At 58.7% G+C, this 9,625-nt stretch carries 7 protein-coding genes and 1 pseudogene; 4 read left to right on the plus strand and 4 right to left on the minus strand.

Annotated elements, in window-relative coordinates; genetic code table 11:
• From QMM04_RS18050 to QMM04_RS18060, 3 genes and pseudogenes are all read right to left on the minus strand, one after another.
• Positions 1 to 761: pseudogene (locus QMM04_RS18050) on the minus strand (tail-specific protease); the annotation flags it as partial.
• A gap of 20 nt (positions 762 to 781) precedes the next feature.
• A complete protein-coding gene (gene proQ, locus QMM04_RS18055) occupies positions 782 to 1,462 on the minus strand; it encodes an RNA chaperone ProQ (RefSeq protein WP_010616374.1) in 681 nt (226 codons plus the stop codon).
• Positions 1,463 to 1,558: 96 nt separating this feature from the next.
• Positions 1,559 to 2,059 carry a GAF domain-containing protein gene (locus tag QMM04_RS18060; protein ID WP_021510016.1) on the minus strand — a complete coding sequence of 167 codons (501 nt, stop codon included), beginning with the start codon at positions 2,057 to 2,059 and terminating at the stop codon, positions 1,559 to 1,561.
• A 218-nt stretch (positions 2,060 to 2,277) separates the two neighbouring features.
• On the opposite strand from QMM04_RS18060, the gene yebS reads away from it, so the two are divergent.
• The 3 genes from yebS (at position 2,278) to rsmF (ending at position 7,662) form a co-directional block, all read left to right on the plus strand.
• A complete protein-coding gene (yebS, locus tag QMM04_RS18065; protein ID WP_282996679.1) occupies positions 2,278 to 3,522 on the plus strand; it encodes a membrane integrity lipid transport subunit YebS in 1,245 nt (414 codons plus the stop codon).
• Positions 3,491 to 6,124, plus strand: coding sequence for a PqiB family protein (locus QMM04_RS18070; RefSeq protein ID WP_282996680.1), 2,634 nt, complete (start codon positions 3,491 to 3,493; stop codon positions 6,122 to 6,124). Before yebS ends, QMM04_RS18070 begins: the two co-directional genes overlap by 32 nt.
• Positions 6,125 to 6,243: 119 nt before the next feature.
• Positions 6,244 to 7,662, plus strand: coding sequence for a 16S rRNA (cytosine(1407)-C(5))-methyltransferase RsmF (gene rsmF / locus QMM04_RS18075; protein ID WP_282996681.1), 1,419 nt, complete (start codon positions 6,244 to 6,246; stop codon positions 7,660 to 7,662).
• A 6-nt stretch (positions 7,663 to 7,668) separates the two neighbouring features.
• Here the strand turns inward: rsmF and QMM04_RS18080 are convergent, their stop codons facing one another.
• Positions 7,669 to 8,316 (minus strand): metallophosphoesterase, encoded by a 648-nt coding sequence (locus QMM04_RS18080; RefSeq protein ID WP_125310139.1) that lies wholly within the window; start codon positions 8,314 to 8,316, stop codon positions 7,669 to 7,671.
• Between the two features lie 251 nt (positions 8,317 to 8,567).
• Between QMM04_RS18080 and QMM04_RS18085 the strand changes: the two genes are divergently transcribed.
• A complete protein-coding gene (locus QMM04_RS18085) occupies positions 8,568 to 9,299 on the plus strand; it encodes a class I SAM-dependent methyltransferase (RefSeq protein WP_059009737.1) in 732 nt (243 codons plus the stop codon).
• Positions 9,300 to 9,625: the final 326 nt, after the last annotated feature.

Raw genomic sequence — 9,625 nt, forward strand, 5'->3', positions numbered from 1 at the left:
TCCATCTGCAGCACGGCACCGATACCTTCCAGCGACAGGCTCATTTCGGTGTTGAACTGCTCGGTGTTGCGCGGTGACAGATAGTTCGTATGCGGGTCGATTTCATGCGCGAACGCGGTCATCGCCAGCTGGAACACATCTTCGCTGTTGCTTTGTGCCAGACGACGGATGGCAAAGTTGTAGCGCTTGGTCAGCGTCTCGCGAATCTCTTTGTCATCTTTCCCGGCCAGCTTCAGGCTCAGCTCGTCATACTTCACCTTGGCATCCCACAGCGCGTTTAGCTCATCCGTGCTTTTCGGCCACGGTGCTTTGGCACGATCGATATCGATGGTGTCATTGCCGGTGAAGTTCATCGGGCGGTTCAGCACGCTGAGCGCATACTGATAGCGCTCGAAGCGGCGCTTCTGCGCCAGATTATAAAGATCGTAAAACACATCCAGCTTGCCGCTGCGCAACTCATCACCGAGCGTGGTTTTCTTGTCGGCGAATTGTGCCACGTCCGACGCCAGCAGCACGTTATGGCTGTAATCGAGCAGATTCAGGTAGCGGTCAAAAATTTTCGCCGAAAAATCCTGATTCAGATCGAACTGACGATAGTGAGAGCGGGTGAAACGCGAAGTGACGCGTTCACTGACGGTAGGATGCTGTGCTTCTTCGTGTAACTGGGGAATCTGGTCGGCGCGGGTAATGTTGTCCGCGCCAAAGGTGGGGCCTGCCAGCAGCAGGCCCGCGATCATACCGATCTTAAAAATGCTGTTCATGCCAGGGTCGGGCCTCCGTTTCAGAACTGCAAGTGTTCTGCGCGCACAATCATTGCCAGGCCGGAAGCGAGCTGGACCCGGACGCCATCTTTGGTAATTTCCAGGATGGTAGCGTCCATTGCACTTTTGCCTGCTTTGACTTTGATGTTTTGACCCGCTTGCAACGTTGAAGTGTCAGTGACGGGTTTTGCCCGCGGTGGACGCGGAGCAGCCTGACGCTCACCGGCCGCAGCACGCGGTGCCTGTGGACGTGGCTTACGCGGTGCGTCACCCTCCGCCGCTTTACGGGCAGCAGGCTTGCGCGGACGACGCTCAGCGGTCTCTTCACCGGCTTCACGTTTTTTCGCTTTTTGCTGCTCGCGCTGCGCCTGCACGCGCGCTTTGGCTTCTTCCAGCTGCTTGCGCGCATGTTCTACGTGCTGCTCATCCAGCACGCCACAGGCGTTGCCGTCGAGATCGACACGGGTGGCACCGGCTTTAATGCCGTAAAGATAACGCCAGCTTGAGGTATAAAGGCGTAAGGCCGAACGCAGTTGCGTCTTGCTCAGGCTGTTTTCGCCCTGAACGCGCTCCACCAGATCCTGAAAGATACCGATTTTGAGCGGACGCGCTTCACCTTCGGCGCTAAAGCAGTGCGGAAAACGCTGCGCCAGAAAGGCGATGACTTCTTTACTGCTGTTCAACTTAGGTTGATTTTCCATGAAATTTCCTGATTACAACGGGTTTGCCGACCAGAGCAGGCATGAACAGGCGACATTATAATGACAACATCGCCAAATGCTATGTGATCCAGTCGATTAGCTGCGCGTCAGCTGAAGAAATTTTTCAATGTCGCTGTTCGCCAGCACTGCACAAAGCCCGTCGGTAAGGGCTACCAGCCCCGCTTCATCCTCGCTATCGAAGCGAGAATAAACCGTACTGTCGATGTCGAGAACACCGACCATCGTGCCATTCACTTTCAGAGGAATCACGATTTCCGCATTACTGGCGGCGTCGCAGGCAATGTGCCCCGGGAAAGCGTGCACATCTTCAACCCGCTGCACACTATCCTCCGCAACCGCGGTGCCACATACGCCTTTACCCATCGGAATGCGGACGCAGGCGATTTTGCCCTGGAACGGACCCAGCACCAGCGTCTCCGGCTCGGTCAGCAGATAGAAGCCTGCCCAGTTAACTCCTTCCAGGCGTTCAAACAGCAGCGCACTGCAGTTGCCCAGCGCCGCCAGGAAAGAAGTTTCGCCCGCTAACAGTGCGCGGACATCGCGATTTAAATCCTCGTAAAAGGCTTTTTTGTTCATTGTTTAACCATAACTCGTCACTGTCGTGAGCTTGTTGTCACTCAGTTGTTAAAATAAGCACTAATAATCCAACCCCACAAGGTGAATCATTGTGTTAGTTACTATACCCTTAGCACGCTATGCTTGAGACTATTCTCGTACCATAGATTGATGCAGACAGACGTGCTCTGCTCCGCATGCCGGTAACTGTAACGAACAATGGGCCCCTTGCGTCATTTATGAAAATTCACGCCATCAGCCAGACGTTGCCCCACGCACGTTATCAGCGTTGCCCGCAATGCGATACCCTTTTTTCCTTACCGGATGTGAAATCGCATCAGTCGGCTTATTGCCCGCGCTGTCATGCCCGTATTCGGAACGGTCGCGACTGGTCAATGACGCGGCTTACCGCCATGGCCGTCACGATGATCGTACTGATGCCGTTCGCCTTCAGCCTGCCGCTGGTGGATATCCGCCTGCTTGGCATGCGCATCAACGCCAGCCTGCTGGAAGGCGTGCTGCAGATGGCGCAACAGGGCAACGTGCTGACAGCCGCCATGGTGGCGTTTTGCACCATTGGCGCGCCGGTGACGCTGGTGGCCGGCATCTGCTATTTGTGGATTGGCCACGCGCTCGGCATGAACCTGCGTCCGGTCCTGCTGATGCTGGAGAAACTCAAAGAGTGGGTGATGCTGGATATCTATCTGGTCGGCGTGGCGGTGGCATCGATTAAGGTGCAGGATTATGCCGCGCTGGAGGTCGGCTACGGGCTGGTCGCCTATATCGCGCTGACCATTATGAGCCTGCTGACGCTGATTCATCTCAACGTGGAGGAGCTGTGGGAACATTATTACCCGCAGTCGGTGCCGCACGAACCGCCCGAGCGGTGGCAGGTTTGCCTGAACTGCCACCATACCGGTATGCCCGATGAACGCGGACGCTGCACGCGCTGCCATACGCCGCTCGATTTTCGCCGCCGCCACAGCCTGCAAAAATCCTGGGCGGCGCTGATCGCCTCGATTGTGCTGCTGATCCCGGCTAACCTGCTGCCGATTTCGGTGGTGTACGTCAACGGTGCGCGGCGCGAAGACACCATTTTCTCCGGTATTCTTGGCCTCGCCTCCGGTAACGTGCCGGTGGCCGCGGTGGTGTTTATCGCCAGTATTCTGGTGCCGTTTACCAAGGTGTTAGTGATGCTGACGCTGTTGCTCAGCATCCATTTTAAGTGTGAACAGGGTTTGAAAACCCGCATCCGTCTGCTGCGTGCCGTCACCTGGGTGGGCCGCTGGTCGATGCTGGATCTGTTCGTCATTGCTTTAACCATGTCGCTGGTCAATCGTGACCAGCTGCTGGCTTTTACCATGGGACCTGCCGCCTTCTACTTTGGCGCGGCAGTCATCCTGACCATTATGGCTGTAGAGTGGCTTGATAGCCGCCTGATCTGGGATGCACATGCAACAGGAAACGCCGACTACACCGACTAGCGCTAATCTGCGTAATAAACGCAAGATTTCGCCGTTCTGGCTTTTGCCCATTATCGCCCTGCTGATTGCCGGCTGGCTGTTATGGACCAATTATCAGGAGCGCGGCACCACCATCACCATCAACTTCCAGACCGCGGACGGCATCGTGCCGGGCCGCACGCCGATTCGCTATCAGGGCGTGGAAGTGGGCACCGTGCAGGGCATTGTGCTGAGCGATGACTACCGCAGCATTAAGATCAAAGCCAGCATCAAGAGCGACATGCGCGATGCGCTACGGGAGAACACCCAGTTCTGGCTGGTGACGCCAAAAGCCTCGCTGGCGGGCGTCTCCGGGCTGGATGCGCTGGTGGGCGGTAACTACATCGGCATGATGCCCGGCGATGGCAAAGAGCGCGATCACTTCACCGCGCTGGATACCCAGCCGAAATACCGGGTAAACACTGGCGAACTGCTGATTCACCTGCACGCGCCCGATCTCGGCTCGCTCAACACCGGTTCGCTGGTCTATTACCGTAAAATTCCGGTTGGCCGCGTCTATGACTACAGCATCAACGGTAATACTGATGGCGTGACCATCGATGTGCTGATTGAGCGGCGCTTTACCAACCTGGTAAAAAAACAGAGCCGCTTCTGGAATGTGTCGGGCGTTGACGCCGATGTCAGCCTGAGCGGCGCCAAAGTGAAGCTGGAGAGCCTGGCCGCGCTGGTGAATGGCGCGATTGCCTTTGACTCGCCGGAAAGCGGCGAACAGGCCAATAGCGATCAAAACTATCAGCTCTATTCGGATCTGGCACACAGCCAGCGCGGCGTGCTGATTTCGCTCGATCTGCCCAACGGCGACAACCTGAAAGCCGACAGCACACCGCTGATGTATCAGGGGCTGGAAGTGGGCACTCTGACCAAACTGACGCTGCTGCCGGGCGGTAAAGTGTCCGGCGAGCTGACGATCGATCCCTCCGTTACCGGCCTGATGCGCAGCGGCACGCGGATTGAGATGCGCGCACCGAAACTCAGCCTGACCGACACCAGCCTGAGCAGCCTGCTGACCGGCAATACGCTGGAACTGGTCCCGGGCGAAGGTGAGCCGCAGGATCACTTCAGCGTGCTGCCGGCCAGCGAAACGCTGTTGCAGAAGCCGGATGTGCTCACCGTTCAGCTCAGCGCGCCGGAAACCTACGGTATCGACGCCGGACAGCCGGTGATGCTGTATGGCGTGAAGATCGGTCAGGTTATTTCGCGCCGGCTGGATGAAAACGGCATCAGCTTTGTGGCGGCCATCAATCCGGAGCACCGCCAACTGGTGCACGCCGACAGTAAGTTCATTGTTAACAGCCGTCTCGACGTTAAATTTGGCCTCGACGGCATGCAGGTGCTGGGCGCCAGCGCGCGCGAATGGGTCGACGGCGGTATCCGGCTGGTGCCGGGTGCGAAAGGTCAGCCGTCCAGCCGCTATCCGCTGTACGCCGACTCAGAGCGCGCGGCGGAAGGCATTACCGGCGATCAGCCGCCGACCACGCTCAAACTGACCGCCAACAGCCTGCCGGATGTACAGGCCGGCTCGGTGGTGCTGTACCGCAAGTTCCAGGTCGGTGAAGTGGTGGATGTGGTGCCGCGCGCCGATGCGTTTGAGATTTCGGTCCATATCCAGCCGCAGTATCGCAAGCTGCTCACCAGCGAAAGCGTGTTCTGGGCCGAAGGCGGTGCCAAAGTCCAGCTCAACGGCAGCGGTCTGACCGTGCAGGCTTCACCGCTGAACCGCGCGCTGAAAGGCGCAATCAGCTTTGATAACCTGACGGGCGCGCAGGCGGCGAAAGGCGTTAAGCGCGTACTCTATCCGTCAGAAACCGCCGCGCGTGCGGTCGGCAGCCAGATTACCCTGCACACCTTTGATGCCAGCAAACTGTCGGCCGGCATGCCAATCCGCTACCTCGGCATCAACGTCGGTCAGGTGGAGTCGCTGGCGCTGAGCCAGGATAACAACCAGGTGGTGGCGAAAGCAGTGCTCTATCCGGAGTATGTGCAGGACTTCGCGCGCATCGGCAGCCGCTTCTCTGTCGTCTCGCCGGAGATTTCGCCCGCCGGCGTTAATCACCTGGAAACGCTGCTGCAGCCGTATGTGAACGTGGACCCGGGCAAAGGCGCGCTGGCACGCAGCTTTGAGCTGCAGGAGAGCACCATTACCGACTCGCGTTACCTCAACGGGCTGAACATCTATGTGGATACCACCGAAGCCGGATCGCTGTCGATTGGCACGCCGGTGCTGTTCCGCGGTGTAGAAGTCGGCACGGTAACCGGTACTTCGCTGGGCAACATGGCCGACCGCGTGCAAATCGCGCTGCGCATCAGCAAGAAGTATCAGCATCTGGTGCGTAACAATTCGGTGTTCTGGCTGGCCTCCGGTTATAACCTCGACTTTGGCCTGATTGGCGGCGTGGTGAAAACCGGCACCTTCCAGCAGTTCATTCGCGGCGGCATCCAGTTTGCCACACCACCAACGGTGCCGCTGGCGCCGCAGGCCGGTGCCGACAAGCACTTCCTGCTGCAGGATGAAGCGCCAAAAGAGTGGCGCAACTGGGGCACGGCGATTCCATCGCCAAACTGAGACAACGGGCAGCCTGCGGGCTGCCCGACTTATTTGCGTCAGGGATATTGCGCACGGCTGTACCTGAGCCGGGCTCAGCGTTACACTTCGCCCTCACTTTGTTAGTCCGGTAGATATCCGTGTCCGATCGTTTTCCTGAAGATTTTCTCGCGCTGATGCGCGCCAGCCTGGCCGACGAGGCCGAACTCGAACGCTTTCTCGCCATCAGTCAGCAGCCGCTGCGCCGCAGTCTGCGCGTCAATACGCTGAAAATCAGCGTGGAGGATTTTCTCACGCGCGTGGCGGGCTATGGATGGCAGCTGACGCCGATTCCGTGGTGTCGGGAAGGCTTCTGGATTGCGCGTGATGACGAATCGCTGCCGCTCGGCAGCGTCGCGGAACACCTCAGCGGTCTGTTCTATATTCAGGAAGCCAGCTCAATGCTGCCGGTCAGCGCGCTGTTTGACGCCGCGCCGGATGCCCGCCAGGTGATGGACGTGGCCGCTGCGCCGGGCTCTAAAACCACGCAGATGGCCGCGCTGATGCGCAATCAGGGCGCGATCCTCGCCAATGAATACTCCGCCAGCCGGGTGAAAGTGCTGCATGCCAATATCAGCCGCTGCGGCGTCAGCAATGTGGCGCTGACCCATTTTGACGGGCGCGTCTTTGGTGCCGCACTGCCGGAACAGTTCGATGCCATACTGCTGGATGCGCCCTGCTCCGGCGAGGGTGTGGTGCGCAAAGATGCTGACGCGCTGCGCAACTGGACGCTGGCCAGCACCGAGGCCATCGCCGCCACCCAGCGCGATTTAATTGACAGCGCTTTTCACGCGCTGCAACCGGGCGGCACGCTGATTTACTCGACCTGTACGCTTAATACTATCGAAAACCAGCAGGTGATTGCCTGGCTGCAGCAGCGCTATCCGCAGGCGCTGGAAATTGTGCCGCTCAATGATTTGTTCGCTGGCGCCGAACGCGCGCTCACGCCAGAAGGCTTCCTGCACGTGTTCCCGCATATCTTCGACAGCGAAGGCTTTTTCGTCGCGCGGCTGCGCAAAACTGCCAGCGTGCCGCCATTGCCGGCGCCGACCTACAAACTCGGCAAGCTGCCCTTCTCGCCCGCCAGCCGCAAGCTGGTGGCGGAGGTGGCGCAGGCCGCGCACAAGGTGGGACTGCACTGGGATGAGAGCCTGACGCTGTGGCAGCGCGACAAAGAGCTGTGGCTGTTCCCGGCGGCGCTGGAGAGCTGGCTCAGCAAAGTGCGTTTCTCGCGTATCGGTCTCAAACTGGCGGAAACCTTCCCGAAAGGCTTTCGCTGGCAGCATGAAGCGGTGGTGGCGCTGGCGCAACCGGACAGCGCGCTGGCGTTCGAACTGGACGAAGCGCAGGCGGAAAGCTGGTATCGCGGTCAGGATATCCATCCCGACACGCCGCCCGCGCGCGATGAAGTGATTGTCACTTACCAGCAGCAGCCGCTGGGCCTGGCGAAACGCGTCGGAAGCCGCATCAAAAACAGCTACCCGCGCGAACTGGTGCGCGACGGCCGGCTGTTCCGTTAACAACCATTACTGCAACTGCACCAGCGTCAGCCGGTTGCCAAATACCGCGCCGGTATCAATGTAATGCTGATTAGCGGCGTTAAGCGGCTGCTCCAGCGGCGTATGGCCAAAGTAGAACGCACTGGCACCGGCGATCAGTTGCGAACGGCCGCGCTGATGGCGAGCGAGCCGGTCGCGGCTCCAGACGACCTGATGCCAGTCGACATCCTGTCCCAGTGCGTAGGCACTGGCAGGATAGTCGGCATGAGCAATGACAATGACGCGCTCCTCAAATTGCAGATGTAAAATCAGCGGCAGTTCGGCACAGCGCTTCAGCGCATGACGCGCGGCAATCAGCCGCGCACCGCTCAGCTGCCAGAACCAGTCCCCGCCGTTCATCATCCACAGCATCGGATCGTCGCCCTGCAGCGCATCGAGCGCCATCTGCTCGTGATTACCGCGCACGCAGCGGAACCACGGCTCTTCCAGCAGTTGCAGACAGCCAAGGCTGTCCGGCCCGCGGTCGATTAAATCCCCGACCGATAGCAGCAGATCCTGTTGCCGATCAAAGCTCTGCCGCAGCAGCTGCGCATCAAGCTGCGCGCGGCAGCCGTGCAAATCACCGACCACCCAAATATTGCGCCAGTTATTTGCACGCAGCGTCTGATAAAACATGTAATCTGCCCCGGTTGACTGGAAGTTTAGTAAACCCGGCATAAAGTATAGTCCGGTGAGGGGTAGCCGCGGAGGCATCAGCGTGAGCAGTCGGAAACAGTTTGTTGGCATCCTCGTGATGATTTTTATTGGCAGCCTGCTGCTGCTGGAGTCGCTCGCGCGCCTGGTGCATCTGCTTTTTGTTGGCTGAGCGGTGTTTCATACCGCGCTAAACGCTTACACTCCTTTGGGTCTTATTGAAAGGAGTCGCCATGAGTCAGAATATCTACGATAACCCCGATTTTTTTGCTGGCTACGCCACCCTGCCGCGTTCGGTCAACGGACTGGACGGCGCACCCGAGTGGCCCGCGCTGCGGGCCATGCTGCCTGAACTGCGTGACCAGCGCGTGCTGGATTTGGGCTGCGGCTACGGCTGGTTTTGTCGTTACGCGCAACAGCAAGGCGCGCGTGAAGTGCTGGGGCTGGATGTGTCAGAAAAAATGCTGGCGCAGGCCGCTGCCATGACCGATCGGCCTGGCATCACTTACCAGCGCGCTGATCTCGAAACCCTGCAGCTCAGCAGCACCTTTGATGTGGTGTACAGTTCGCTGGCGCTGCACTATCTCAGCCATATCGACGCCCTGTTTGCCACGATCTTTCATGCGTTACGTCCCGGCGGCGCGCTGGTGTTTTCATGCGAGCACCCAATTTATACCGCTCCGCGTCAGCAGGAGTGGTTCATTGATGATGCCGGGCAGCGCAGCTGGCCAGTCAATCAGTATCAGCAGGAAGGGGAACGGGTCAGCAACTGGTTTGCCGCTGGCGTGAAGAAGCAGCACCGCAAGCTGGCAACGTGGATAAACGCGCTGATTGCCGCCGGTCTGGTGATTGAACGGCTGGATGAGTGGGGTCCGGATGTACAGCAGGTAGCGGAGAATCCGGCGCTGGACGAGGAGCGCGAGCGTCCGATGCTGTTTTTGCTGGCGGCGCGCAGGCCGCTGTAAGGTTTTCAGCAGTGGCTGCATCCTGCAGCCCTGTGAAAATTCCCTCCGGCGCTTATCTCCGGCACTCAATCAAGGTGTTAGCTCTGTAAGGGACGGCACCTACTGTAACGCTTAAGATTATTCCGAACAAGTTAAATGATATTAACTATCATTCTCAACTATTGATCTGGCGCGCTGTTAATGCCCGTTGCGTTTGTGTCGCTTCTGTCTGCTGAATCCCACAGGAGCCCGCATGATCACTGACTACCCCTTTAACTCTCTGAATGGCCGGGATGTGACCGACCGCTAAAAACCGGCCAGTCTGGATAATACGCATCTGTTGCTTG

This window comes from Pantoea sp. Pa-EAmG, from assembly GCF_030024295.1.
GTDB lineage: Bacteria > Pseudomonadota > Gammaproteobacteria > Enterobacterales > Enterobacteriaceae > Pantoea > Pantoea dispersa.